General features: G+C 60.7%; 20 protein-coding genes. 10 read left to right on the top strand and 10 right to left on the bottom strand.

The window, feature by feature from the left end; all coding sequences use genetic code 11:
* Positions 1-19: 19 nt before the first annotated feature.
* A complete protein-coding gene (locus tag ACYAS9_RS23225; RefSeq protein ID WP_463570669.1) occupies positions 20-454 on the top strand; it encodes an SMI1/KNR4 family protein in 435 nt (144 codons plus the stop codon).
* A 54-nt stretch (positions 455-508) separates the two neighbouring features.
* Here ACYAS9_RS23225 and ACYAS9_RS23230 read toward each other — a convergent pair whose 3' ends face one another.
* From ACYAS9_RS23230 to ACYAS9_RS23245, 4 genes are all read right to left on the bottom strand, one after another.
* Positions 509-2,938 carry a TonB-dependent siderophore receptor gene (locus tag ACYAS9_RS23230; protein WP_463570671.1) on the bottom strand — a complete coding sequence of 810 codons (2,430 nt, stop codon included), beginning with the start codon at positions 2,936-2,938 and terminating at the stop codon, positions 509-511.
* Positions 2,939-3,044: 106 nt separating this feature from the next.
* Positions 3,045-4,001, bottom strand: a complete 957-nt coding sequence (locus ACYAS9_RS23235) for a FecR domain-containing protein (RefSeq protein WP_463570673.1) — start codon at positions 3,999-4,001, stop codon at positions 3,045-3,047.
* Positions 3,998-4,534, bottom strand: coding sequence for a sigma-70 family RNA polymerase sigma factor (locus tag ACYAS9_RS23240; protein WP_463570674.1), 537 nt, complete (start codon positions 4,532-4,534; stop codon positions 3,998-4,000). Before ACYAS9_RS23240 ends, ACYAS9_RS23235 begins: the two co-directional genes overlap by 4 nt.
* A gap of 36 nt (positions 4,535-4,570) precedes the next feature.
* Complete coding sequence (locus ACYAS9_RS23245; RefSeq protein WP_463570675.1) at positions 4,571-4,876, bottom strand: hypothetical protein; 306 nt, start codon at positions 4,874-4,876, stop codon at positions 4,571-4,573.
* A 402-nt stretch (positions 4,877-5,278) separates the two neighbouring features.
* On the opposite strand from ACYAS9_RS23245, the gene ACYAS9_RS23250 reads away from it, so the two are divergent.
* Both ACYAS9_RS23250 and ACYAS9_RS23255 read left to right on the top strand, forming a co-directional pair.
* Positions 5,279-5,566 (top strand): chorismate mutase, encoded by a 288-nt coding sequence (locus tag ACYAS9_RS23250; protein ID WP_463570677.1) that lies wholly within the window; start codon positions 5,279-5,281, stop codon positions 5,564-5,566.
* A gap of 28 nt (positions 5,567-5,594) precedes the next feature.
* Entirely contained in the window at positions 5,595-5,756 is a 162-nt protein-coding gene (locus ACYAS9_RS23255) for a DUF2986 domain-containing protein (RefSeq protein WP_463570679.1), read from the top strand.
* A gap of 19 nt (positions 5,757-5,775) precedes the next feature.
* Here ACYAS9_RS23255 and ACYAS9_RS23260 read toward each other — a convergent pair whose 3' ends face one another.
* Complete coding sequence (locus ACYAS9_RS23260; RefSeq protein ID WP_463570681.1) at positions 5,776-6,105, bottom strand: hypothetical protein; 330 nt, start codon at positions 6,103-6,105, stop codon at positions 5,776-5,778.
* Between the two features lie 424 nt (positions 6,106-6,529).
* Here ACYAS9_RS23260 and mtlD point away from each other — a divergent pair, with 424 nt between their 5' ends.
* The 5 genes from mtlD to ACYAS9_RS23285 all read left to right on the top strand — a co-directional run bounded on the left by mtlD (position 6,530) and on the right by ACYAS9_RS23285 (position 13,527).
* On the top strand, positions 6,530-8,695 hold the full coding sequence (gene mtlD, locus ACYAS9_RS23265; RefSeq protein ID WP_463570683.1) for a bifunctional mannitol-1-phosphate dehydrogenase/phosphatase: 2,166 nt from the start codon (positions 6,530-6,532) through the stop codon (positions 8,693-8,695).
* A 14-nt stretch (positions 8,696-8,709) separates the two neighbouring features.
* Positions 8,710-9,300 (top strand): cupin, encoded by a 591-nt coding sequence (locus ACYAS9_RS23270; RefSeq protein WP_463570685.1) that lies wholly within the window; start codon positions 8,710-8,712, stop codon positions 9,298-9,300.
* Positions 9,301-9,377: 77 nt separating this feature from the next.
* Complete coding sequence (locus ACYAS9_RS23275; protein ID WP_463570687.1) at positions 9,378-9,878, top strand: sigma-70 family RNA polymerase sigma factor; 501 nt, start codon at positions 9,378-9,380, stop codon at positions 9,876-9,878.
* 3 nt (positions 9,879-9,881) lie between these two features.
* On the top strand, positions 9,882-10,844 hold the full coding sequence (locus ACYAS9_RS23280; RefSeq protein WP_463570688.1) for a FecR domain-containing protein: 963 nt from the start codon (positions 9,882-9,884) through the stop codon (positions 10,842-10,844).
* Between the two features lie 205 nt (positions 10,845-11,049).
* The gene (locus tag ACYAS9_RS23285) at positions 11,050-13,527 is read left to right on the top strand and encodes a TonB-dependent siderophore receptor (protein ID WP_463570690.1); all 2,478 of its coding nucleotides are present in this window, start codon (positions 11,050-11,052) and stop codon (positions 13,525-13,527) included.
* Here the strand turns inward: ACYAS9_RS23285 and ACYAS9_RS23290 are convergent.
* Positions 13,524-14,672: an MFS transporter gene (locus tag ACYAS9_RS23290; protein WP_463570691.1), complete on the bottom strand. Its 1,149-nt coding sequence runs from the start codon at positions 14,670-14,672 to the stop codon at positions 13,524-13,526. The genes ACYAS9_RS23285 and ACYAS9_RS23290 overlap by 4 nt on opposite strands.
* On the bottom strand, positions 14,669-15,217 hold the full coding sequence (locus ACYAS9_RS23295; RefSeq protein ID WP_463570692.1) for a TetR/AcrR family transcriptional regulator: 549 nt from the start codon (positions 15,215-15,217) through the stop codon (positions 14,669-14,671). The genes ACYAS9_RS23290 and ACYAS9_RS23295 overlap by 4 nt, the downstream gene beginning before the upstream one ends.
* A 178-nt stretch (positions 15,218-15,395) precedes the next feature.
* Here ACYAS9_RS23295 and ACYAS9_RS23300 point away from each other — a divergent pair, with 178 nt between their 5' ends.
* Positions 15,396-16,457 carry an SDR family oxidoreductase gene (locus ACYAS9_RS23300; protein ID WP_463570693.1) on the top strand — a complete coding sequence of 354 codons (1,062 nt, stop codon included), beginning with the start codon at positions 15,396-15,398 and terminating at the stop codon, positions 16,455-16,457.
* 119 nt (positions 16,458-16,576) lie between these two features.
* The gene (locus ACYAS9_RS23305) at positions 16,577-17,143 is read left to right on the top strand and encodes a GNAT family N-acetyltransferase (RefSeq protein WP_463570695.1); all 567 of its coding nucleotides are present in this window, start codon (positions 16,577-16,579) and stop codon (positions 17,141-17,143) included.
* A 9-nt stretch (positions 17,144-17,152) separates the two neighbouring features.
* On the opposite strand, the gene ACYAS9_RS23310 is transcribed toward ACYAS9_RS23305, so the two are convergent.
* The 3 genes from ACYAS9_RS23310 to ACYAS9_RS23320 all read right to left on the bottom strand — a co-directional run bounded on the left by ACYAS9_RS23310 (position 17,153) and on the right by ACYAS9_RS23320 (position 26,844).
* Positions 17,153-17,875, bottom strand: a complete 723-nt coding sequence (locus tag ACYAS9_RS23310; RefSeq protein WP_463570697.1) for a Crp/Fnr family transcriptional regulator — start codon at positions 17,873-17,875, stop codon at positions 17,153-17,155.
* A 96-nt stretch (positions 17,876-17,971) separates the two neighbouring features.
* A complete protein-coding gene (locus tag ACYAS9_RS23315) occupies positions 17,972-18,199 on the bottom strand; it encodes a CsbD family protein (RefSeq protein ID WP_463570698.1) in 228 nt (75 codons plus the stop codon).
* Positions 18,196-26,844, bottom strand: a complete 8,649-nt coding sequence (locus ACYAS9_RS23320) for a GH36-type glycosyl hydrolase domain-containing protein (protein WP_463570700.1) — start codon at positions 26,842-26,844, stop codon at positions 18,196-18,198. The genes ACYAS9_RS23315 and ACYAS9_RS23320 overlap by 4 nt, the downstream gene beginning before the upstream one ends.
* Positions 26,845-26,885: the final 41 nt, after the last annotated feature.

Genomic DNA, 26,885 nt, shown 5'->3' on the forward strand with positions numbered 1-26,885 from the left:
TCACGCCTAAAGCGATGTCATGGATAAACCATCAATGGAGTTTCAGAACGTGAAGATTGAAGGAGAATGGCATTCATCACCCGGCGCCTCGCCAGAAGCGCTGGCTGCCTTGCGTGCGGTTGCGCCCGCCGCGTTGCCGGAGGCCTATTTCCAGCTATTGGGTGACAGCGATGGCGGTGAGGGGCCGTTACCTGACAGTCCTTTTTATTTCATTCTCGATTCGGCAGAAGTCGCAGGCGACCCCCGGCAAATTGCGCTCTATCAAGAACAGGCGCCGCTTATGTTTGTCTTCGGTGGCAATGGCGCAGGCGAACTGGTCGCGTTCGACCTGAGAAATAAGTCCCCGGCGCCCTGGCCGATAGTCAGCTTTGACGCCATTGACCCGCAAGACTCGGTGATCAGGATTGCGGAGAGTTTCGTGGCGTTTGTTTCGCTGATTGGCAAGCAAGCGTGAGCGGGAACGATAAGGCAGCCTCCTGCGCTGAGGAGGCTGCCTCAGGGGGCTGTATCAGAAATCCCAGCGCGTGGTCAGCATGAAGTTACGCGGCTCTCCATACGCCGCCGAGTTGTAGAAACCGATGTTGGTGTAATACGACTTGTCGAACACGTTGTTGGCATTCAGCGTGGCCGACAGGTTTTCGCTGAATTGATAACGGGCCATGGCGTCCACCAGCCAGTAGGCCTTTTGCGAGAACTCTTCATAGCCGCCTTTTGGCGAGTTGTAGATGTCCTGCCAGCCCACGCTCTGCCAGCGGGCGCCGCCGCCAATCGTCAGTTTGTCCAGGCTGCCGCGCAGTTTGTACGAGGTGTAGAGGGTGACCTGGTCTTCAGGCTCGAAGGTCGAGATCTTCACGTCGTTATCGTCGCGCACGATCTTGTGCGTGTAGCCGGCCTGCACTTGCCAGCCTGGAGATACTTCGCCGGACACTTCGACTTCATAGCCTTTGGTCACAGCCTTGGTGCCTTTGAAGGCGTAGTTGGACGGCGTCGGCTGGCGGTTATTGTAGTCGTCGTCGGAGACCGAGCGGTTGTCTTCGCGAATTTCAAACACGGCCGCGCTGGCGTTCAGGCGCTTGTCGAAGAACTCGGCCTTGATACCCAGTTCGTAGTTCTGGCCTTCGTCCGGTTCGAGAATCTTGTTGTCGCGGTCGCGGTTCCAGTTTTCCTGCGGCATGAAGATATCGGTGTAGCTGGCATACACCGAGTACGTGTCGTTCAGGTCATAGATCGCGCCCACATACGGCACGAAACGTCCGGTTTCCTTGTACGAAGGCGTCAGCCCGGTCAGCGTGTAATTAACCACGCGCCCGCCAAGCAGCACTTTCAGGTCGTCCGCCAGGTTCAGGCGCGTGGTGATGTAGGCGCCGGTCTGGCGCACGGTGTCGTCGATGGTTTGCGCTTGCTCGCCCCAGTCCGGTTCGCGGAAGTTGCCGTGCCAGTTATTGAAGTCGACGACATTGGGACCGTACGGGGTGTAGTTCCAGAAACCTTTGCCTTTCCAGGTCGAATTGGCGATGGAGCCGCCCAGCACCAGCTCATGCTCGCGGCCCAGCAGGCTGAACGGGCCGCTGACATACAGGTCGGCCGAGTCACTGGTGGTTTCGCCGGTGTATTTGCCGGGCGTGATCGACGAAGTGCCGTCGGCGTTTGGTGTGCTGCCCTGAATCGAACCCATCAGCGCGTGGTAGCCGTTGATCTTGTGGTCCACTTGCAGTTTGGCCACCCAGCCGTTGCTGAAGTTGTGCTCCAGCATGGCGAACACGGTGCGGGTGTATTGCTCCCAGCTACTCCAGTCTGCGCCGTTGTTGAACGAGCGCGAAACGTTGTTGCGATTGCCATTGGCATCGATCAGCGGAAAGCTGCCCGACCAGGTCGAGGCTTTGGGCAGGCTGTCCTGATAGTCGCCGCCGACGGTGAGCATCGTGTCCGGCGACAGGTCGAATTCCATGATGCCGTAGTACACCGGCGTCTTGCGCGAGTAGCGGTCCATGAACGAATGCTTGTCCTGGTACGCCGCCACCGCGCGGCCGCGCACATTGCCGGTCTCGGTCAGCGGGCCGCTGACGTCCAGTTCGCTGCGGTAGTTATCCCAGGAACCGGCGCCCAGGCTGGCGTGGCCCTGAAACTCGGCGGTCGGTTTTTTGCGCACCAGGTTGATGGTGGCGCCCAGTGACCCTGCGCCGGTCAGCAGGCCGGTCGCGCCCTTGAGCACTTCGACACGGTCATAAATGGCCATGTCGCTCAGCGTGTTGCCCGCCGAATAGGCGACGTTGCGCGCTGTGGAGGGAATGCCGTCGTACTGGAAATTGTTGATCGAGAAACCGCGCGCGTAATAGTTGCTGCGCTCGGTGTCGAACGCCGACACGGTAATGCCCGGCGTGTGGCGCATGACGTCGTCGACGTTGTTCAGGCCAAAGTCGTTCATGTGCTGGCGAGTGACAACGGTGATCGACTGCGGCGTTTCACGCGGCGACAACACCAGGCGCGTGGCGGTCGCAATCGTGCCGGGCGTGTAGGAGCCTGAGCCTTCGGTGATGGTCCCCAGTTCGTTGGAGACGATTTGCGTCTGGCCCAGCTCCACCACCGAGGCGTCCTGGCTGCCGGCGCGCAGGGAATAACGACCGTCACTCTCGCGAATCGCCTGCAGGCCCGAACCCGACAGCAGCCGCTCCAGGCCCTCGTTGGCGGCGAAGGTGTCGTCCAGCCCGCTGGTGCGCTGGCCACGGGTAAGTGCCGGGTCGAACGACAGCACCACGCCCGTTTCGGCGGCAAAGCGGGTCAGGGCTGCGCCCAGGTCGCCAGCACCGATGTGATACTCGCGCACGGCGGTCTCGGCCGCCTGGACCTGAATGGCGGCGCCGGCGGTCAGCAAGGCCGAGCAGAGCAGGGCGCGGCGAAGGCTGAGCGCGAGAAGGCTGGGCTGTGGAGGGCGTTTCATGTCGGGTTGATCTCGTTGTCGTGATGGGCAGGGTGGGGCAGTTGTCCCTTTGCTCCCATGAGTCGAACGAGAATGAGAAAACCTATCACCTGCGAGAAAATATTTTTCAGCGCGCCATCACGGTGACCCAGTAACGGGTTTTCTGCTCGACCCGCACCGGCAGACTGCTGGTCAGCGCCTGCAAGGCCTGATCGGTGTCGTTGAGGGCAAAGGCGCCACTGATGCGCAGCCCGGCAATCGCCGGATCACAGCGCAGCCAGCCCGCGCGGTAGCGGCCCAGCTCGGCAAGAAAGGTGTCCAGCCGCTGATCGTTGGCCACCAGCACGCCTTTGCCCCAGGCATCCTGGCCCGCCGTCACGGGTGATACCGCACCGGCCTGACGGCTGTCGAAGCTGCACTGGTTGCCTGCCGCGAGCAATGACGGTTGCCCCGCGAACGGCGTGATACGCACCTGATGTTCAAAGACCGCGACATGGTCACGCGCACCGTCGCGGCGGACCGAAAAGCGTGTGCCCAACGCCTGCACCGTGCCTTGCGGGGTCTGCACGAAAAATGGCCGGCCGGCGCTGTCGGTCGCCGTGGTAATCAGGACTTCGCCTTCACGCACCACCAGCCGCCGTTCGCTGGCGCTGTAGGCGAGGTCCACGGCGCTGGCGGTATTGAGCTGCAACTGCGAACCATCCGGCAGCACGATCGTGCGCTGTGCGCCAGTTGCCGTGCGGTAGTCGGCCATCCAGCCTGCGCTCTGCACCTGGCGGTAGCCGCCATAACTGAACAGGCCCGTGCCGGCCGCCAGCACCAGACCTTTGAGCAAGGTGCGCCGATGCTTTTCCGGTTGATCGGCCAGGCTCAAGGCGCGCCCGGTCAGCCCCGCCGGCATGCCATGCAAACGCTGCTGCAAGCCCTGAACCTGTTCCCACGCCCAGCGATTTTCTGCGCAGGCTTGCAGCCATTGCTGCCAGGCGCTTTGGTCGGCGCTGCTGGCGGCCTCACTCTGCAGTTTGGTGAACCAGTGGGCGGCCTGCTTGATGGCGACCATTTGCCGGCTGTCGAGAGTGGTCATGCTGGCGGGGAGACCACGCCCAGGCTGAACAGCACGCAATGCTGCGTGGCCTTGGCGATGTAGCGATTGATCGTCACCACTGAAACACCCAGTTCGGCGGCAATCGCGGTGTAGGTCATGCCGTCCAGTTGCGACAACAGAAACGCCCGGCGCACATTGGCGCCCAGGCCTGCGAGCATGGCGTCCAGTTCGCACAGGCTTTCGAGCAGGATCGCGCGGGTTTCTTCGCTGATGGTCGCCGCCTCTGGCTGCTCGGCCAGGGCTTGCAACCAGGCGCGTTCCAGCCGGGCGCGGCGAAAATGATCGATCATCAAGCGCCGCGCGATGGTCGCCAGGTAGCCTTTGGGCTCACGCACCGCCTCCAGCTGCGCCTCACCGTCCTTGGCCGTCAGCACCCGGATAAACACGTCCTGCACCAGATCGGCCGCCAGATCTCGGCATTCGACACGCGGCCGCAACCAGCTGAATAGCCAGCGGTGGTGGTCGCGGTAAAAAGTGCCGACCTGCTGTTTGAACGGGGAGTGGCTGGGCATGGTGTCGGGAGATGATGTAATTAGGATTCATTATCATTATGTGAGGCGGCGGGATTTTTCTGCAAGGTGGTGCGGGGAAGTATTCTGTTTTGCCGCGATCAAGACTTGCGAGTGGTCAGTCTCAATTTCAAATGCGATGAACTGGTTTGCCTGGGTGAGCAGTAAACCAAAGAGTCTTGGCATTCCGGGAAAGTCGATGTCCAGTTTGAGTACGATGGTTTTTGACCATTCGATACCCTGACGCTCACCTTCTTCGAGTGTTGAACGTTTCTCGTGGCAGCATGAAAGGTACCGTTCCGGCTCTATCCAGAAAAATGATTTATGGACCGAAACTATGGACATCGTCTTTGTGATCGTTGTAGTGAGCGGATAACCGCGTATTGCCCATCCATTGAAACGTTTGCGACTTCAGAAATTTTTCTCGATAAAGACGATCAGGCAGTGATCAATGAGATAGCACGACGGGAGAGGGTCGATCCTGGCATTGTCAGTGAGTACTTCCATCATCGAATGAGGCAAAACTGCACCCAAAAGATTGCGCACTGCTTATCCTGCGGTGTGCAGTTAAGGACCCAGAAAGCACGCCAGTGCATGCACTGCTTGGCTGATTGGCATTAGGTTGGCATTAGGTTGGCATTAGGTAGCGCGCCAAAAATGACGAACTGAAATGGATAGGCGTCCGGCAAACCCCGACTCAGACACGATACACTCTGCCGCCACTCCATAAACTTTGAGGCAACCTGCATGAGCGGTGATGAGTTGGGGCAATTGAGAGCTGAAATCGATCATCTGGATGAAGAGATCATCAGGGTTCTTTCGCTAAGATTTATTGCGACGGGCAAGGTTGGCCATATCAAGGCACAGCAGAGTCTGGAGGCTGTGGATGCCTCTCGCGAGGCCGCACAAGCGCAGCGATACAGCGTCCTGGCCGAGCGCTACGGTGTAAGTGCCGAGCTCATTCAGAAAGTCTTCAGAACCGTCATCGACGAAGTCGTGATCAATCATCAGGCCATTCGGGAAAGTACCGCGTAATAGGCTGCAACGCATCAGAAGGTGGAATATGAACCGTCGTAAAAAAATCAAACAGCTGTTGCAGGCGCACGCCAAGAAAGCCAGTGCCAAACTGGCGCCGGCCAGCAAGTCCAGATACATCAGCAAGGCTGATCGTTTGAAACTGGCGGCTGAAGCCGGTGATGACTCAAGCAACGCCGTGCAGAACTGAGCGGCCACACCTGCACCACTTACAAGTCTGCAGGGGCGGGTTGACAGGCCTTTAGATGACGTTCGCGCAGGGTGTGGCATAAATCAAAACCGTTGTTGCGGACAAACCCCGCGCGCTTCATGCACTCAAAGCTTTCTGCCTTTTGCTCAAGTGTTGCCGAGGCATCCACACCGGCAGCGTTGCGATAGCCGCATCCCAGCATGGCCGCCTCGATATCGGGTTGTGCCTTACCGGGTTTTTGCCACAAGTCCACCTCCGCCGGTGGGGGCTGAAATCCCCGAAATGAGCAGGCGCTCAGGGTCAACACCGCCAGCAAGAGCAGTGCGAATGGCTTTACCTTGTCTTTCATACTGGATGTCCATCTGAGGCCGTTGTCATACTTGGGCTTTGTAACCTGAGCTGGCCTTTTGACTTGCATGTCATTGCGCATACGTGCAAGGCTAAAAAGGAATACCAGTCACTTCACAGGAAGCAAAGCACCTTATGCTTGGAATCACACGTATCCATCGCTTTTTCCGCTCATTGTCTGCCAATCAAACAGCAGCCAGTGAGCGTGAAGTCAACGTCGGACAAGGCGCCCTGAGTGCCTCAAAGCTTGCAACCCTTCTGTGTACCCCTCGCTCTGTCCCGCCTTACCTCGTTGTTGCGCCCAAGCGCGTTCCGATAAGTCGTGTGCCCCCTACCTGAAAAATCGCGCTGCAGTTGTTCGCAGTAGTCGCTTGTCCGCGTTTTGACAGCGGGCTTTTTCACGAGACAAACAGGGGCCTCACTTCATGATTTTTTTTCAAGGTAAACGAATTTTCAGCGCGATCTTCGACATGGACGGCACCATGTTCGATACCGAGCGCTTGCGCTTCAAGACGCTCAAACAGGCGTCCATGGAGATTTTCGGCAAGGCATTGAGCGAGCAAACGTTGATTGGCTCGCTGGGCCTGAGCGCGAAGAAAGCCGAAGCCCTCGCCAAGGCTCACAACGGTGAAGACTTTCCATACGCGCAGATTCGCCAGCGCGCCGATGAACTTGAGCTGGAGTACGTGCGCAATCACGGCGTGCCAATCAAGGCCGGCCTGCTGGAAGTACTGGAGCGGTTACGCAAGTCGGGCTTGACGATGGCCGTCGCCACGTCCAGCCGCCGTGCCATTGCCGAGGAGTATTTGATCAATGCCAATGTGCTCAAGTATTTCGACATTACCGTTTGTGGCGACGAAGTCAGCCAGGGCAAACCCCATCCGGAAATCTTCCTGAAAGCCGCCAGCGCGCTCAATTGCGAGCCCGACAAATGCTTTATGGTCGAAGATTCCGAGAACGGCATGCTGTCGGCGATGCGCGCCGAAGGGCAGGCCATTCTGATCGAAGACATCAAGGCGCCGGCGCCCGAGGTCAAGGCGGGCGCGCTCAAGGCGTACCGCAGCATGAACGAATTCCTCGCTGACCTGAGCGAATGCGTGCCCGATCTCGGCATGCCCGAGTTGACCGAGCCGTTTCCTTCCTCGCTGAACCAGTTTCGTGTCGGTATCCATGGTTTCGGCGCCATCGGTGGCGGTTACCTGACGCAGGTGTTCTCGCATTGGGATGGCTACACCCGGCCTTTCGAAATCATCGCCGCGACCCGTTCGCGCATGCTCAGGGAAACCGTCTCTGCGTTCGGCCGCTACAGCGTGCGCTACGGCGCAACCTCGTTCGACCAGACCATTGAAAATGTGCGCATGATCGACATGGACGATGACGATGCGGTGATCGACATGTACACCAGCGCCGAAATCATCGGCCTGAGCCTGCCCGAGCAGGCCATTCGCAATCAGGCCAAGGTGATTGCCAAAGGCTTGCTGCAACGCTTCGAGCGCCGCGGTCGCGAGCTGACCATTCTGATTGTGCTGAACAAGATTGGCGGTGCAGCGTTCGTGCGCCTGCATGTGCAAGCGGAGCTGGAGTTGCTGTGTTCGCCAGAGATCAGCCAGCAGATTCTGCAAAAGACCCATTTTGCCGAAACGGTGGTCAGCCGCATCGTGTCCAAGATCAGCAATGACGCGCTGGTTCGACAACTGCGTATCAAGTCGCAGATGTTCCAGAACAGCCTGGAGGAGGGTGAACCTGCCGTCGCCAGAAAGCCGTCGACACCGGTGCCTGAATACGAACGACTGATCGGACGATTCAGGCCCTTCGCGCAGTCCAGCAGTGCGTTGAGCCAGCTGCATTTGATCCTGTTCAACAGCGAACCCGACATGCTGCTGTATGTAGAGCGCGGCAGCGATCTGCTGGAACGTCTGCGCCAGGTTAAAACGGTGCCTGATATCGCCCAGATCCAGATCATCAAGAACCGGCTGTGGAATGGTCCCCATGCCATCATCGCCTGGTACGCCAGCCTGCTGGGCTACGCCTGGGTAGGCCAGGGCATGGGTGATGAGCGTGTCAGTGCGCTGGCCGAACGCTTGATTCGCGAGGAAGTGGCGCCCGCCCTGATGGCAGAAAACGCCGAGATGTCAGAGGCCGTCAAAGGTTTTGCCAATACCTTTCTGGAGCGTTGCAAAACCTCGTTCAAGGATCCTTGTGCCCGTGTCGGGCGCGATCCATTGCGCAAGTTGCAGCGCAACGAGCGCATCCTGAGCAGCATCGATCTGGCGCGTAAACACGGGATCGAAACGCCTGCTTTGGCCTTCGGCGCAGCCCTGGCGATTCACTATGCGCTGCGTTGCAGTGACAGCAAGGATCTGGAAGCGCAGGTAATGAAGCAGCTCTACAAGGACAACGACGACAATGTCGAGGCCGTGCTGACCCATAACGGCGACTACAACGGCAAGCCTTATCCGGGAATGGACCCGGTCAATGACTCGGATCTGATCGACGCTATTTCAGGTAACTTCCGGCAATTGCAGCAACTGGAGGTGCGCCATTGGGCCATTCCACTTCCGGCAGAGCACAGGTCTTCCCACAGCCTGTAAAAGGAGTTCGAACCATGGCGCTGGCCCGACGTCAGTTCAATACACTCACCTTGCTGAGCCTGCTCGGCACTGGAGCATTGACCATGAAACAGGCGCTGGCCGCGCCCGCCGTGCAGACACTGATGCTGAAGCGCAACGGCGGTATTCCCAACCATCCGACGCTGCCCGTGTTGATTTATCCCGCCGCGCTGAGCGTGACCGGCAGTGATCCTGCGGCATTGTTCGAGCGCACGTTCAAGGCCAATGGCTGGCCGCCGCAGTGGCGTTATGGCGTATTCACCTATCACCATTACCACACCCGTGGTCATGAGGTGCTGGGTGTCTATGCCGGTAATGCGCGATTGATGCTGGGAGGGCCGAACGGCCACGTGGTCGAGGTCAAGGCCGGGGATGTGCTGTTGCTGCCCGCAGGCACAGGGCATTGCAACCTTGGCGCCAGCGACGACTTCATGGTGGTCGGCGCCTATCCACCGGGGCAGGAAGGGGATGTCAATCGTGAGGCGGCCACGCCTGCGCAGATCCAGCAGATAGCGCAACTACGGTTTCCCGAGACCGATCCGGTGCTGGGTCGTGAAGGCGGGGTGGTGGAGCAGTGGCGTAGCTGAGAGTGGCAACCTTGCAAAACCATCAGGTGATAAAGATAATGAGAGCCATTATCAAATATTAGCCTTGGTCGATCCTGATGCCCGATCTCCCTGACTGTCCCGCCGTTGGCATCCTCTACGAAAAACATCACAGTTGGCTAAAGGACTGGCTGCGCAAGCGCCTGAATTGCAGCGAGCAGGCGGCGGACCTGGCTCAGGACACGTTTGTGCGCGTACTGACGCAACGCCAGACTCAGGTGCGTGAGCCACGTGCCTATTTGAGCAATATTGCCCGCGGGCTGATGATCGACAAGTACCGTCGGCGCGTGCTGGAAGAGGCCTATCTCAAGGCTTTGGCTTGTGCTCCAGAGCGGTACGAGATCTCTGCGCAGGAGCGCTTGCTGCTCATTGAATCACTGATCGAGATCGACCAGATGCTGGAGGGGCTGGGCCAGCGAACCCGAGAAATATTCCTTCTGGCGCAATTGGACGGCTTGAGTTATGTCGCGATCAGTCACCGCCTGAATCTGTCCCTCACCACCGTGAAAAAACACGCGGCGCGGGCAATGACGCACTGCTTGCTGCTGATGGATGATTAATTCATGTCCTCTAACGCTCTGGATTTGAAAACCCTGGAGTCGGCTGCTGCCTGGTACGTGGATTTGCGTGCAGGGCTGGATGACGAAGCGCTTCGTGCCGCCCATCAACACTGGCTGGAAAACGATCCGCGCCACCGCCGGGCATGGGATCGGGTTCTGCGCTTGCAGGGAAAATTCGAGGGGTTGGCGAGTCCATCGATTGCCAGGGCGACAATACAGGGCGCGAATATCAGGCGCCGCGACACGCTGAAAATTCTTGCCGTATTGCTGGCCGCAGGCACTGCTGCGCCCTTGGCATGGCGCTCTGTAAACAGTACAGGGTGGATGGCAGACCACCGCACGCAAATCGGTGAGCAGCGCCATGTACGTCTGGAAGATGGTACCCGGCTACACCTTAATACAGCTACAGCCGTGAATATTTACTTCGGTGAAACGCTTCGCGAAGTGGTACTGCTACAAGGTGAGATCCTGATCGAGACCGCACAGGACACCCTGTACAGGCCGTTTGTCGTGCATACCGATGAGGGTAGCATGCGTGCGCTGGGCACACGCTTCGTAGTCTTTCGTGATGACAACACGACCCACTTGAGCGTCATCAAACATGCGGTCGAGGTCCGGCCAGCCGAACTCGTACAGAGGTCGGTGACGCTGTCGGCTGGTCAACAAGTCAGCTTTTCTGCTGGCATCCTGGGCCGCGTCATACCCGCAGACCCTCAGGTCGATGCCTGGACACGCAACATGCTGATCGTCAGTAACTGGCGCCTTGGAGATTTTGTCCGGCAAGTGCAGCGGTACCGTCCGGGTTATCTGGGGTGTGATCCAAGGGTTGCCGAGTTACGCCTCTCGGGCGCTTTCAATCTGGGCAGTACCGAAGCGATTCTGGAAAATCTGCGCAAGACGCTGCCCGTACAGGTCAGGCAGTTCACTCGCTACTGGGTGCGCATCGAAGCCGCTGCTGCTGTGTAAAAAGTCCCTGTATAAAAAGTCCCTGTGTAAAAAGACAGCGGCGATGGGTTATCGATTCTGATTTTCGTTCGGCAAGTTAAGTAGAGGCGCTCAAGACGCCAGACATTGCCAACCTAATCAAGGAAACAGGATGTACGTGCACCCATACACCCTCACACCTCGTGTCATACCGGTTCAACCCCGCCACCTCTTGTTGCACCGTGCTGTGCGCCTTGCCGCATTCGGTCTTGCGGTGGGCGTGGGGCTTAATGCGCTGTCGATCAATGAGTCGTTTGCCGCTCAAGTGGCAACTGAGCATGAAATCGAATTCGCCATCGCTCCTGGTTCTCTGGAGAGCGTGGTCGCCCAGTTTGCGTCCACTGTCGGCGTAAGCGTGTCTTTCGAGCCCGCTCTTACCCGCAACAAGCAGTCACCCGGCCTCAAGGGACGATTCGCTATCGACGCGGCGTTGCACCGGATTCTGGCGGGTACCGGGGTTGAAGGCGTCAGGCTCGAGAGCGGCGGATACGCCTTGAGCGCGTCTCAGGCGTCTGTCAGTGCATTGGAGCTGAGTAGCACAACCATCAATGGTCAGGGTATGGGTGAGATGACCGAGGGCAGCGGCTCTTACACCACCGGCTCGGTCAGTGTCGGCTCCAAGACCCCCGTCAGCCTGCGCTACACGCCCCAGTCAGTGTCGGTGATCAGCCATCAGATGATCGATGACAAAAACATGACCCAGCTGCAGGAGGCGCTGCGCTACACGCCGGGCATTACGCTGCAGAAGACCGCAAGCAGGGGCTACGACTACTACTCGCGTGGTTTCAACATCGACAATATCCAGATCGATGGCGCCGCGCCCATGGCGTTGAGCTCGGTGGCTTCAGGGTTTTATTCCAACCGCATGTACAACCTGCTGGAGTTCGATCACGTCGAAGTGCTGCGCGGCTCGAACGCATTGTTTGGCGGGGTGAGCGATCCGGGTGGCACCATCAATCTGGTACGCAAGCGGGCGTTGCCGGACTTTCATCTGAGTTATGAAGTGTCTGCGGGCTCCTGGGATAACTATCACACCCAGCTGGATGTGACCGGCCCCCTGACCGAGAGCGGCAATGTGCGCGGGCGTCTGGTAACGGCCTACACCGACAGCCAGGAGTTCGTCGATAACATGGCCGAGCAAAACCCGGCGGTGTATGGCGTGATGGAAGTCGACCTGACGCCCTCGACCACCTGGACCCTGGGCGGCATGTACGAACGCGTGCACTCCAATACTTACCTGGGGCTGCCGCGCTACACCACGGGCGCAGACCTTGGCTTGCCTCGGCATACCGGGCTGGGACAGACCTGGTCTTATCAGGACGATACCTCGCAAGAGATCTTTACCAAGCTTGACCACTATTTCGACAACGACTGGAAACTCAACATCACCTACACCAATACCCGCGACGGGGCCAAATCGCTGTCGGGGGTAACCGGTAACGCAGTGAATCCAGTCACACTTGCAGGCCCCGTGACCCGGGGAAGTGTCAACCGCTATTGGAGCAAGCAGAGTCTGCTGGACAGTAACGTGTCGGGAAGTTTCGAGGCGTTCGGCCGTCAGCATGATGTGGTCGTGGGGGCGGACTGGCAACGGGTCACCAGTCAGTGGCAAGGATCGGGCACGCTGTCGGGCACTGGCGCACCGGTGAATGTGTTCAACCCCGGCTACTGGAGCCCTTATCCGGTCAACTACACACTGTCGCGTAATTACACCCCCAATACCCAGGAACAGTACGGGTTGTATTCGCGGGTGACGTTGCAAATGACCGACCCGCTTAAGGTCATCCTCGGTGGGCGGCTGCAGCGATATCATTTCGAGCAGACCTATACCAGCGCAGGCGTCGTGCAAAGCGATGTCGACATGCGTGAGCCGACGCGCTTCATACCTTACGCGGGGGCGATCTTTGACCTGGACTCGCAATGGTCGCTGTACACCAGCTACTCGAAGATCTTCAAACCTCAGCAAAGTTACCTGAAGGGGCCGGTAGGCAGCGGCCAGGTGGTCGAGCCGATGATTGGCAAGACTTACGAAATCGGCCTCAAGGGCGAGCTGTTCGAGGGGCGTCTGAACACCGGACTTGCGCTGTTCTACACCCAGCGCGACGGCGGCGCGGTGCTGGACCCGGGCTACCCTGAGGACTCGGTATTGTTTGGTGGTAGCTGCTGCTACCTGAACAAGGATGAAGTGATCAGCAAGGGCGTGGAGTTGCAGGCCTCCGGTGAACTGGCCGAAGGCTGGAATCTGATGGCCAGCTACGTTTACAACAACAATCAGGACAAGACGGAAAAGACGGCACTGAGCACGGTCACGCCCAGACATGAAGTCAAGCTATGGAGCACCTACCGCTTGCCTGCAGGGTTGTCCGACTGGACAGTGGGGGCTGGCGTGAATGTGCAGAGCGCAACGTACGTCAGTGGTACCGCCGTAAGGGTGGATGGTAATGGCCGGGTGGTGGAAAGCGGTATTCCCTTCGAGTACACGCAAAGCGGCTATGCGGTCTGGGATGCTCTGGTCAAATACCGCATTGACGAGCATTGGACTGCGTCAGTCAACGCAAACAACCTGTTCGATAAAACCTACTACCAGACCACCTCAAGCTCGGCAAATGGCAACTACTATGGAGAGCCGAGAAACTACATGTTGACCTTGCGAGGCGAATTTTAAAGTGCAGCCGGATTTGCTTTGCCGACGCATGGACGAACAACCATCGCCAGGCAAGCCAGCGTCGCAAAGGCAACCAGTGCCGCAGTGGAGCCAAAGACTGTGAGCATCGCGCCGAACAGCGGGGTGCCCACGGTCTGGCCCAGGGCAAGGACCAGAAAGGGGATGCCCAGGCCCAGATCGGGGCGATCGGCAAGAAGCTCGATGCCCTGGATCAGATAGGCGCCTGTCGCAACGATATAGGCGGCGCCGAACAGGCCCATGGCCGCTAATCCATAAACGCCTGAAACGCTGGCCGCCGCCAGTCCTGCAATGCCAATGGCCATGCTTAGAATCGAGATACGGTGAACCCGCCCGGTGCCATGGCGACGGATCAGCCTGCCGGTAAACGCGCCACTGATACCGGCAATGCCCAGCACAACCCAGGCCCAGGCAATGCCTGTGTCGGTGAAGCCCGCCTCACTGCGCAGAAGGTTGGCCGCGAATGTCCAGATGGCAGTACTCGACACGCCCATCATGAACGCGCTGACGCACAGCGTGAGCAAACCTGCGCGCTTGAAAATGGCCAGAGAAAATCCCTGGTTGCCACTGCGCTGCCTGCCTGCCGGGATCGCAAACCACAGCCAGAGCGTGACCGCCGCACCCATCAGCGCAAACAGGCCATAAAGCTCGCGCCACGCACCTGCAGCCAGCAGGGCGGCCATGCCGGAAAGCACGATCCCGGCGGCAGTGCCGGCATTGATCGTGGCATTGGACCTAGGGCGCTGCGGGTCAGCGAACTGTCGGGCGACGGCCGAGGCAAGCGGTGGCGAGGTCAGGCCGGTGCTCAGCCCGGCGAGCGCAATGCCGATGCCCAGTGTCCAGCCCGATCCGGCGACGGCCACCAGCGCCATACCCATGGTTGCGGCAAGGCCTGCCAGCAAGGCGAGGGTTCGCGGGCTGAGCGTGCCGTTGCTATAGAACGCCAGGACGATACCCACGCAATAAGCCGCAAAGGCGCTGCCGCCGATCCAGCCGGCGGCGATCACCCCCAAGGCAAGTTCTTCGCGAATCTGCGGCAGTAGCAGGCCGTAGGCGAAGCGGGCCAGCCCGTAGGACAGGGCTGTCAACGCAAAGGCGGCGGCCACCAGATTGGAGTTTTTGTTCATGAGGCGCGTGCTCGCGCCAGGGCCACAAGCGCAAGCGCGGCTTGCCTGGCGTCTTCGATCACCGGGGCATCGGCCACGGTGGCCGATGTGGTCGCGCCCTCCAGCAGCAGCCAGACCTGGTTACTGAGCGCCGGGTCTTCCCGTCCCAGCGCTTCGCGAACGTGCAGTGCAATCCGGGCGCGGTACTCATTTTTCTGCCGATGAACGAGCAGGACGATTTCTTCGTTTGCACAGGCATATTCGCTCAGCGCCCTGAGCAGCATGCAACCGCGCGCACCGTTCAGTTCGATCCAGTGGCCCAGCACATCGAACAGGACACCGACAGAATCCTGGTGCAAGGGCTGCGCTTGAAGCTGCGCCATGAACGTCTGGTGCCGCTGCTCAAGCACGGCAATCACCAGCCCGTCGCGCGAGCCAAAGTGCTTGTAAAGGGTGCGGGTCGAGGCGCCGGAAGGGGCAATCACCCGGTCTATACCGATGCCGCGAAAACCTTCGGCGTCGAACAGGCGCATGGCGCCCGCGATAATCTCATCACGTTTATCCATGCACTCGAGTGTAAAACGATCGCTTTACATGTCAAGGCCGGATTCGGCGGGTGCGCGGATACGCCCACTTGCCGTTGAACCTCTGGCACTTCACCCTGTTCTGAGTCTGCATGGCGCAGAGTGTGCGGGCCAGACCGGCGCTCTGCCATGCGATGCATTTTCAACCCAGGAGAATTTCATGACCCAGACAGCTTTGGTGGTCGGTGCCAGCGGTATTGTCGGCAGCGCAATCGTTGAGCTTTTGCTCGAGAACCAGTGGCAGGTCGCGGCGCTTTCGCGCAAGCCGTCCTCCATTCCCGGTGTGATTCCAGTGGCCGCCGACCTTCAGGACCCTGCCTCGCTGGCGAGCGCGCTGGGCGATCTGAAGCCTACCCATGTGTTCATCACCACCTGGTCGCGCCAGGCCACGGAGGCTGAAAATATTCGCGTCAACGCCGCCATGGTGCGCAATGTGCTGGATGCGGTGCGGCCTGCCAACAGCGTGCAGCATGTGGCGCTGGTCACCGGCCTCAAGCATTACCTGGGCCCGTTCGAGGCCTATGGCAAGGGCAGCTTGCCGCAAACACCGTTCCGCGAATCGCAAGGTCGCCTGGACGTTGAAAACTTCTACTACGCCCAGGAAGACGAAGTCTTCGCGGCGGCCGAAAAAGATGGTTTCAGCTGGAGCGTGCACCGTCCGCACACCGTGACCGGCGTGGCGGTGGGCAATGCCATGAACATGGCGACGACCCTGGCTGTGTATGCCTCGATCTGCAAAGCCACCGGCCGGCCGTTCGTGTTCCCCGGATCAAAGGTGCAGTGGGACAGCCTGACCGACATGACCGATGCCCGCCAGTTGGCCAGACAGCAACTCTGGGCCGCGACTACGCCGGCCGCCGCCAACCAGGCGTTCAACGTCACCAACGGCGATGTGTTCCGCTGGAACTGGATGTGGGGGCAGATTGCCGATTACTTTGGTGTGCAAGCGGCCGATTTCCCGGCGCAACCCTCGCCACTGGAAACGCAGATGGCCGACGATCAGCGTGCCTGGACCGACATCGTGCGCGAGCATGGTTTGCAAGAGCCGGATATCACTCGGCTGATCTCGCCCTGGCACACCGATGCCGATCTGGGGCGGCCCATCGAAGTGGTCACCGATATGTCGAAAAGCCGGGCCATGGGCTTCACGGCGTTTCAGGCCAGCGACCAGGCGTTTTTCGACGTGTTTGATCGCTTGCGCAAGGCACGTTTGATTCCCTGATCATCCCTGCGGATGACCAGTGGTCTGCCGGGTGGTTTTTCAGGCCAATCCCGGCAGAGGGTTGCGTGCAGAGGCCTATGCTGGAGTGGGTGGTTCCTGAACGCACCGGAGTACTTCGCATGAGTTACGACGCAGCCATCATCAAACGCTTCAGCGATGAAACCGAAAGTATTGAGGGCGAGTACTGGATCGAATCGCTGAAGGACGGCACGCCCTTGTTGATCCGTGCCCTGGTTGAAGCAGACCGGGCGCGAGACCGGCTTTTCTTTGAGCGCATCGAGCAAAACACGCCGCATTTCCGTTTTCTGGCGACCTTCAGCGACTTGAAGCAAACGCACGATCAGCTGATGGACGTGTGCCTGCCCAACCGCGCGGCCTACATCGCCCTGGTCTATGAGCGCGGGCACCTGACACAGATCGGCAAGGCGCGTTACGGCGCCTATCCAGGCGATGTGCATTGTGAGTTCGCCGTGGCGGTGGCCGATGACTGGCAGCGCCAGGGCGTCGCTACGGCCTTGATGCAGCACTTGATGGACACGGCGATCCGCCAGGGTTTTCTCAGGATTTCTTCGATGGACTCGGCGGGCAATCTGGCCATGGACGGTCTGGCCAAAAGCCTGGGGTTTACCTGCCGTAAAGAAAACCAGCATGGGCCACAGGTCTTTCATGAGTATGTCTTTGGTTAAACAGCGTACTTACACACGCAGTGGCATATAAGACAGCAGGCGATCCGTTTCCTTTTTCACCACCGCATAACACTCGCAGGTCAGCTGTTCGAGGCGTCGGCGGTCAAGCACGGTGATATGCCCGCGGCTGTATTCGATCACGCCTTGGCGCTGCAACTTTCCGGCAGCTTCTGTGACCCCTTCGCGGCGCACACCGAGCATGTTGGCGATCAACTCCTGCGTCATGTTCAGTTGATTGCCCGACAAACGATCCAGGGACAACAACAGCCATCGGCACAGTTGCTGATCGATCGAATGATGGCGGTTACAGACCGCGGTCTGGGCTATTTGCGTGATCAACGCCTGGGTATAGCGCAGTATCAGAACCAGCAATTCACCGTGGCGATTGAATTCATCCTTGAGGCGCTGACCTTGCAGGCGATAGGCGTGCCCCGCACTTTGCACCACGGCCCGGCTGGGCGTGCTTTCGCCGCCCATGAACAGCGAAATACCGACCAGCCCTTCGTTGCCAACCACCGAGATTTCCGCCGAGGCACCGCTTTCCATCACATTGAGCAACGAGATGATGGAGTCGGTCGGAAAATACACATGGCGCATGGTTTCGCCGGATTCATAGAGCACTTGGCCAAGGGGCAGGGTGATGTGTTCCAGATGTGAGAAAAGCCTTTGCTGGACATCGCCGGACAGGGCGGCCAGCAAGTAATTGTGCTGTGGCGTGCAGTCTTCGAGCATGGAATCCCTTGGGTGTTCGAGCGATGGACCTTCTCACTATATGCCTGCAAAAACAGTCTTCGCCTTGTTCGCACACGTCGCCCGTCGGTTTGTGGGTCAGGTGGTGCGATGCCGTTCGAAGAAACTCAGAATCTGTTTTTGCGCTTCTTCCTGGGTCATGCCATAGCGCTGCTGGATCAGTGTCGTCAGCTTGTCCAGGTCACCCTTGGACTTGATCAGCTCATCCAGCGTCAGATCGTCCCAGACAATCCGGGCCAGGCTTGCCAGACGCTGCCATTTGTTCTTGATGATGTCGTTTAACGGGGCGCTCTGGGGGAGGCTCATGGTTTGTGCTCCTTGATGCGTGAAGGCTGAACGCTCAGCCTGAAAGGGTGTGCCGGCGCTGTCGATGTATCTGAAGCCGGGTTCGGCCACTGGACATCGACCTGATGCTCCCGGCCGTCGTCGAGCAGGGTGATGCTGTCGCCGGGTATCGCGATGTCGTCCAGATGAAGGCTCATTTCACCGACCTGTATGCAGCGCACGTTAATGCGGTAAAGCGTCGTGCCTGTGCGGTAGTCCAGCGTGAACCCCGGCCAGTGCGCCGGCAGCACCGGCTGGATGCGTAACTGGGTGGCGCTGCGTTGTACGCCCAGCAGCGACTCGACGATCAAGCGGTACATCCAGCCGGCGGAACCGGTGTACCAGCTCCAGCCGCCACGCCCTTCATGGGGCGGCACGGCATAGACATCGGCAGCCATCACATAGGGCTCGACCTTGTAGGTGGCGATGCCCATGGTGCTGTTGCCGTGATTGACCGGGTTGATCAGGCGCAACAGCTCCCAGGCCCGTGCGCTGTCGCCCAGTTCGGCGAAGGCCATGCTCGCCCACACGGCGGCGTGGGTGTATTGGCCACCGTTCTCGCGCACGCCAGGCACATAGCCCTTGATATAGCCGGGGTCGAGCGTGCCGTGATCGAAAGGCGGGGTCAGCAGTTGCACCAGGCCGATATCGCGGCGCAGCAAATGCCGCTCCAGAGAGTGCATCGCGGTGCGCCGGCGATGATCGGGCGCCGCGCCAGACAGTACCGACCAGCTCTGTGCGATGGAATCGATGCGGCATTCGTCATTGCTGGCCGAGCCTAACGGCGTGCCGTCGTCGAACCAGGCACGGCGATACCAGGCGCCGTCCCAGGCATGGGTGTCCAGGCTCAGACGCAAGGCCTCGGCGTGTTCGGTGCAGCGTTTGGCGAACGCGGCGTCGCCATACTGTCGGGCGGTGGTGGCAAAGCGATTCAGCACCTCGTAACTGAAGAACCCGAGCCATACGCTTTCGCCTTTGCCCTGTTCACCGACCCGGTTCATGCCGTCGTTCCAGTCTCCATGACCCATCAGCGGCAGACCGTGTACGCCTCGGGCCAGGCTGTGTTCGATGGCGCGCACGCAATGCTGATACAGGGTTTCCTGCAGGCCTGAATGGCCCGGCAGATCGTAATAGGATTCTTCGCCGCCATTGAGCGGGCGACCTTCAAGGTAGCCCACGGATTGCCCCAGTACGCTGTCATCGCCGCTGACCTGCACATAGCGGCTGGTCGCCAGTGCCAGCCATAAATAATCGTCGGAGCAGCCGGTGCGAACACCGCGGTCCATGGGCGGGTGCCACCAGTGCTGCACATCGCCTTCGATGAACTGATGCGCGGCGCACAGCAGCAAGTGCTGGCGCGCCGATGCAGGGTCGGCGTGCAGCATGGCCATGCTGTCCTGCAACTGATCGCGAAAGCCGAAGGCGCCGCCCGACTGGTAGTAGCCGCTGCGGGCCCAGAACCGGCAGGCGATCACCTGATACATCAGCCAGCCATTGACCAGTACATCCACGGCAGGCTCCGGGGTTTTGATCTGCAGGGTGCCCAGTGTCGTTTGCCAATGACGTTGCACGCGCGTCAATTCACTCTCGGCAACGGCGGTGCCGCGCAGGCGTTGTACCAGGCGCGAGGCGGCCTTGCTGTCTTGCTCTGCGCCCAGTCGAAAGATCACGTTGCGCTGTTCGCCGGGGGCCAGTTGCAGCTCGACCCGCAAGGCGGCGCAAGGGTCAAGGCCTGGGCCGCTGCGCCCGGACAACTGCGCCTGGGTCATGGCGGCGGGGGCGCTGAGGTGACCGTTACGGCCGATGAATTCGCCCCGCGCAGCGGTGCTGCTGGCCAGCGGTCCATCGACATCGAAGAAGGCCACCCGCCCCGGAAACTCCATGGAGTAGGCATTGCGTGCAAACAAGGCACCGCTGTTCGGGTCGGCCTCGCTGACCACGTGCATCGACGATTTTTCACGCAGGTCGCCCAGCACCCAGCCCACATAGCCGGTCACCGAGAGATTGCGGGGCTGGCTGGAAGTGTTGAAGAGCTTGAGGTGTGAAAACTTGACCGGATCCTGCAACGACACATAGACCCACAGCTCGCTGCGAATGCCGTCCTGCTCGTGTTCGAAAACGCTGTAGCCAAAGCCATGGCGGGTCAGGTAGCGGCCCTTGCCGGGACGCGGCAAGGGCGTGGGCGACCAATAGTTGCCGCTGTCTTCGTCACGCAGGTAAATGGCTTCTTCGCTGACGTCGCTGACCGGGTCGTTGTGCCAGGGCGTGAGGCGGAACTCATGGGCATTCTGATGCCAGGTGTAGGCGCTGCCGCTTTCCGAAATCACACTGCCGAAATGCGGGTTGGCCAGCACATTGACCCAAGGGGCCGGTGTCGGCTGGCTGGCGCTCAGGTGAATGACGTATTCCTTGCCGTCGGCAGTGAAACCACCGTGCGGGTTGCTCAGGATCAACGACTGATCGGGTCGCAGTTCGACTTCAGCCGGCGCCGGTGCCGGCAGGTTCCTGGCATCGAACGCCGGCAGGGCCGGTTCTGCACGACGCCTGTGGATTTGCTCGGCGAGGCTGCCGCGTTCGTCGCTGAGCACCAGATGGGCCACGGCCAGCATCAATACCCGGTCTTCGCTGGAGAGCTGTTGCGCCGGGCGCACGAAAATACCGCCCGGGCGGTCCAGCAGGTGAGCCTCGCTGCCCGAGGTGACCAGGCCCATGATCAGGTCTTGCAGGTCCTGGCGGTAGCCGGCCTGGTCTTCGTTCCAGATCACCAGGTCGACGCTCAGCCCCTTGTGCCGCCAGTAGGCATGCGCTTGCACCAACTGGCGCACCAGGTCGATGTGCGCGGCCACGCGAATCTGCACCAGCACGATGGGGCGGTCGCCGGAAATCGCCTGGCCCCACAGGCCGCTCTGGTTACGCTGGTTGGCGGCCAGCACGCTGGGGGCCGCGCGCAGTGACGGGTTGGTGTAGATGATCGAGGCGGCCATCTGCTCGAACAACCGCGCCTCGGCGTGGGAGGTATTGAGCTGGCGCAACAGGACCTGGCTGTGGGTCCAGGCCAGGTCGAAGACCCGGTCGGCCAGGTGCCGGTCGCGGTATTTGTTGATCAGTTGCAGGCACGCCTCACGGCTGTCGCTGACCCCGGTCACCAGGTCGATGGTTGCGTTCTGGCCGGGCGCCAGGCTGATCCGGCAACGGATGGCGACAATGGGGTCGAGTACCGCGCCTTCGCTGCCCGACAGGACCTCGTCGTCCATCGCCGCAGGATGGGCCAGATTGCGCCCGCGGCCGATGAAGCGTGCGCGGTCGGTTTCATAGGAGATGGCCTCGATGTCCACCTCATGCGCCGCCAGCAGATGGCACAGCCACGGCACTTTTTCTTCGCTGGCGCGCGGTCTGCGGGTACACAGAATGGCTTGCAGCGGCGTCAGCAGCTCGGTGTGGACGAACAACTTGCTGAAGGCCGGGTGCAGGATGTCGCTGAGTGCAGGGGCCAGCACCACTTCGGCGTAGCTGGTCAGCTCCAGGGTACGGCGTCGTGTGCTGCGGTTGCTGATGTGCAGGCGGCGCAGCTCGATGTCGTCTTCGGGGGAGACGACAATCTCGGTATGCACATCGAAATCGCGTTCGCGCACGCGAAATTCGGCACGCGCATCGGTAAAGATCGCTTCGTAGCTTTCGGTTGCACGCAAGGTGGGCTGGTGTGCAGACGACCAGAAGTCACCGCTGGCAACATCGCGCAGGTAACAGAACATGCCGCTGTTGTCGCACGTGACATCCTCGCGCCAGCGGGTCACGGCCATGTCGTTGCGGCGGCTGTAGCCACCGCCGGCGTGGCTGATCATCACGTGGTAACGGCCGTTGGAAAGCAACTGCACGGCGGGGTGCCGGCGTGCGGGATCGGTATAAACCCGCAGTTTGTTTTCGTCGACCCGCGCGACTTTGCTGGTGAGCAAGCCGGTGGCGGTATGCAGGTACAGCGCTGCGCTTTTGGGCACGCGCTCTTGCAGCAGCAAGGCGGTGGCCTGAAATTGCGGATCGGTTTCGAAGCGGCGCTGCATGGGCCGATCAAGCAGCGTGTACGCCAGGGCCAGCAGGCTCATGCCCTGATGGTGTGCCATGAATGAATACACCGGTGCTGCACTTTGTTCCGGCGGCAAGCGCGCGCTGGTGAAATCGATGGCTTCATACAGGCCGTAGCGGCCGGTCATGCCCATGCCGCCCAGGCGTTGCAGGTTCTTGCAGGCAGCCTGCGGGGCGACCATCAAGGCCAGCACCGAGGCATAGGGCGCAACCACCCGGTCTTCACCCAACCCATGCTTGAGCCCCAGCCCCGGCACGCCGAAGGCCTGGTACTGATAATTCAACTGTGCGTCCAGAGTGCTGTAGCCAGACTCCGATACACCCCAGGGCAGGTTCAGTTGCTGGCCATATTCGATCTGTCGCGCCACGGCTGCACGGCAGGTCTGGTCGAGCAGGGTGCCCGCGTAGCTGGGCATGACCAGCATCGGCATCAGGTACTCGAACATGGAGCCTGTCCAGGACAACAAAACCGGGACGCCGCTGTTGCTGGTAAGCAGCCTGCCGAGGGTGAACCAGCTTTCCTGAGGCAGTTGTCCCTGGGCAATGGCCACGAAGCTGGTCAGGCGCGCCTCCGATGCCAGCAGGTCGTAGTGGGCGTTGTCCAGGCGCTGCTCGTCGGCGTTGTAACCGATGGCCAGCAGTTCGCGCTGCGGGTTATAGAGGAAGACAAAGTCCATGTCGGCAAGCTCGGCGGCCAGGTCCGCCAGACGCCGCGCAGTATGGATGCGCGCATCAGCCTGGGCGATGACCGCGCGCACCTGAGCCTGCTCGGCGACGGGCCATACACTGGCGTCCAGTTGGGCCAGGTCTTGCCACGTCAGGGTCGCTGAAGGGTTGCCGGGCAGGGTCAGGCAGGCCAGTTCAGTGCTCAGGTCCTGACAATGAGCGAGCAGCGCCTGATGCCAGTAATGCGCCTCTGGCAGGTGCGCCAAGGTCGTTTCGAGACGCTCTACCTGTGCAATCAAGCGTTGCAGCACGCTGTGGATGGCGGCCACGCTGTCGGTTTCCAGCGTGTGCGCTGCCACCAGTTCGCTTAATGCTTCATCGAGCAGGTGCTCGTCCAGCTCACTGAGCAGCAGGGCATCGTGCAAAACCCCCAGGCTGTCGGTCAGGCCGCCCAGCCAGTTGCGGTTGATCAGCGGGGCATTGGGCAATTCAAGCAGGCCAGGGCGCAAGGTCAGCAGCAAGCCTGCCAGGTTGCCGCTGTCGACACTTGAGACATAGCGCGGCGCCAGCGGCTTGAGGGTCTGGGTGTTGTACCAGTTATAAAAATGCCGGCGATGCCGTTCCAGCCCGGTCATGGTGGTCATTGCCTGATCGAGCCGGGTGAGCAGGCGGCCGCCGCTGAGGTAGGCGAAGTCGTAGGCGGCCAGGTGCGACAGCAACGCCATGCCCATATTGGTGGGCGATGTGCGCCAAGCGGTCACGGCCACGGGTTGCTCTTGAATATTGTCGGGCGGCAGCCAGTTGCCCTGCGGATTCATGTGGTCGTCGAAGAATGCCCAGGTCTTGCGTGCCAGGCGGCGCAGAAACTGCTGGTCTTCAAGCGGTGGGGCGAAGGCGACATAGGCCGATGAGGTGCTCAGCCAGCAGGCGATGGCCGGTGCCAGCAGCCAGGCCAGCAGCCAGGGTGTGGCAATGGCCAGCACCTGTGGTTTGCCGATCAGCAGCAAGGCGACGACGACGGCCAGCAACGGCGCGATCCACATCAGCCGGTACAGGCTGGGCAGGTCGTTGCGGCTGCTGCGTTCCACCTCTCGCGAGGGGTTCCATTGCAGCAGGTGGCGCTGGCTGATCGTGATGCGCCACAGGGTGCGCGCAATGGCGTCCAGGTTGCTGAAGGCCTCGAACGGCAGCCACACCCACGCCAGCAGCGCCCGGCTGAAATGGCCGCCTGCGTCGCGCAGGATCACCTTCAGGTGTTGCCCGAGGGCGATGTCATGGGGTTTTTGCAGCAGGTCCAGCAAGATGCTGACCAGTGGCTGGGCAATGATCAGCAACAATACGCCCAGGCTCCACAGCAGCGGCGCGGTGCTGGCAAACCAGCCCCAGAGCAGCATGCCGAGAAAGGCGGCCGGTTCCAGGCTGCGGCGCAGGTTATCGACGATCTTCCAGCGGGCCAGATGCGTTAGCCGGTTACGCTCCAGCCCGCCACCGGGTTTGCGCGTCCACGGCATCAGCCACGGCAGCAACTGCCAGTCGCCGCGAATCCAGCGGTGACGGCGCTTGGCATCGGCGCTGTAGCGCGCCGGGTGTTCTTCATAAAGTTGCACGTCGCTGATCAGGCCCGAGCGGGCGTAGCAGCCCTCGATCAGGTCATGGCTGAGAATGCGGTTGTCCGCAAAACGGCCTTGCAAGGCCTGCTCGAAAGCGTCCACGGCGTAGATCCCCTTGCCGATGAACGAGCCATTGCCGAACAGGTCCTGATACACGTCGGACACCGCACGGGTGTAAGGATCGACGCCGGCATCGCTGCCAAACAGCTGCGCGTAGGCCGAGCGCGCAATGCTCGGCAGGCTGATGCCCACGCGCGGTTGCAGAATCGCGTAGCCACTGACGATGCGGCGTTGCTCCGGGTCGAAGCGGGCCTGGTTGAGTGGGTGGCTGATGGCCCCGATGAACTGCCGCGCGACGTCACGTGGCAATTGGGTGTCAGTGTCCAGGACGATCACGTAGCTGATGCTGGGCAACGCCTCGATATCGCCGACGATCAGGGAAAACCGTTCCCGGCCATGGCCGCGCAGCAGGGCATTGAGTTCGGCAATCTTGCCGCGCTTGCGCTCATGGCCCATCCAGCATTGTTCGGTGGTGTTCCAGCGCCTTGGACGATGCAGCAGAAAGAACCGTGGCGCGCCAGTCTCGGGGTATTTCAGGTTGAGCCACTCGATTGCCTGACGGGCCTGCAGCAACAGCGCCGCATCGCCATCGAGCACCTCGCTGGCGGCATCCATGAAGTCAGTGAGCAAGGCGAAATGCAGGTTGGCATCGCGGTTGGCGAGAAAGCGCACCTCGATGCCTTCGACCAGTTCATCCACATCCTGAGCGCTGCCAATCAGCGTCGGCACCACCACCAGCGTGCGCGCCTGGGGCGCAATACCGGCGCTGTAGTCCAGGCGCGCAAGGATGTCCGGCGGCAGGCTGAGGGTGACCAGCCGGTTGATCAGGCTGATGCTCAGGTGGCTGGTCGCCAACAGGATCGGCACGCTGAGCAGCAGCATCGAGCCAAGGCCCCAGCCTTCGCCGCGTAGCATGCTGATAAAGGGCCAGGCCAGCAGGCCGCTGAGCAGCACCAGCGGAACCAGAAAGAAACCCAGCGGGTACTGGCGCAACAGACGCCGGCCTCGCTCGGCCAGACGCGGTCGCACCGCCAGCTGTTGTTCCAGAACAGACCTGCCTGCGTCCAGCAGATAGAAGCCGACGTGCTTCATCACCGGGTCTTCGGCCGGTGCGCTGCGGCACAGGGCGAGGACCATGTTGGCCACGTCGATTTCAGAATGCGGGCAGGTGCGCGCCAGCCGCTCGACGGCGTGGCGGTAATGGTCGCGGGTTGCGAAGTCCATGCAGGCATAGACGGCGGCAGGGTCCTGGTTGAGGGCCTGTTCGACGCCGCTCATGCGTTCGACAAATTCAGGCCAGTCAGTGGTCGAGAGCAGCCGCAGGCTGTTGATGCTGTTGCTGATCGACACTTGCTCGGTGGCCTGCAACTGGGCATCGAGGTGCACCAGGCGCTCCACACTCTGGCCGGATTCTGCCAAGGCTTGTTCGACCCAGGTCATGGGCAGGATCAGCGTGGTGCTTTGACCTTGCAGGCGCCGCGCCAGCTCGGCAACGAAAGCGCTGGTCATGGGCGGCGCCGAACGGGCCAGATCGGCCACCAGCAACACCACATTCTTGGCATCGTCCTCGGCCATAGCCGTAAGACGATCTGCCCAGTCGTTGGCCAGGTTGCGGTCGATCCAGTTCGCCATGACGCCGGAGGCGACCCGGCGCAGGTTCTCGATCAAGGCCAGGCGCAACATGATCGGAATCGCCCATAGCTCGCCCAAGGTCAGCGGTGTGACCGATTGATAGGCGGTCACGAAGCGTCCCAGGCTGTCACCGTCGACCCGGCCATCGCCATGGGCGATGGTTTCCAGGGCAATGTCGTAAACCCTGGGCAGATGGCGTGATGGCCCATTGGCCAGGCCGGGCAATTGGCGGCAATAGCCTTTGGGCAAATGCTTGTGCGCGGTGCGGATCTGCTCCTCGACCAGGTAGGCATTGTCGAGCAGCCATTGCGCCGCCGGCGTCGCGCGCTCATGCGAGAGCGCCGCCACGGTCATGGCCTGGCAACTGCTGGCCAGCAATGCCGCGTTTTCGGCGAGCCGGTTAAGCAGGGCGTCGGACGTCTTGTCGGGGCTCAGATTGTGGCGCTGGGCCAGTTGGGCACCGTGCAGGCCCATTTGCTCGGCACTGAACAGCTCGGCGCGCAGGATGGGTTCGTAATCAAATGTTCGGGGTTCAGGTTGCCATAACTGTCGTATTGCTCGAAGCCATTGCGTGTCCATGTTTTCCTTTTGCAACGTGGAGCGAAGCCGCCGTTGCAGTA

The sequence above is a fragment of the Pseudomonas sp. HP_08 genome, from assembly GCF_055284095.1.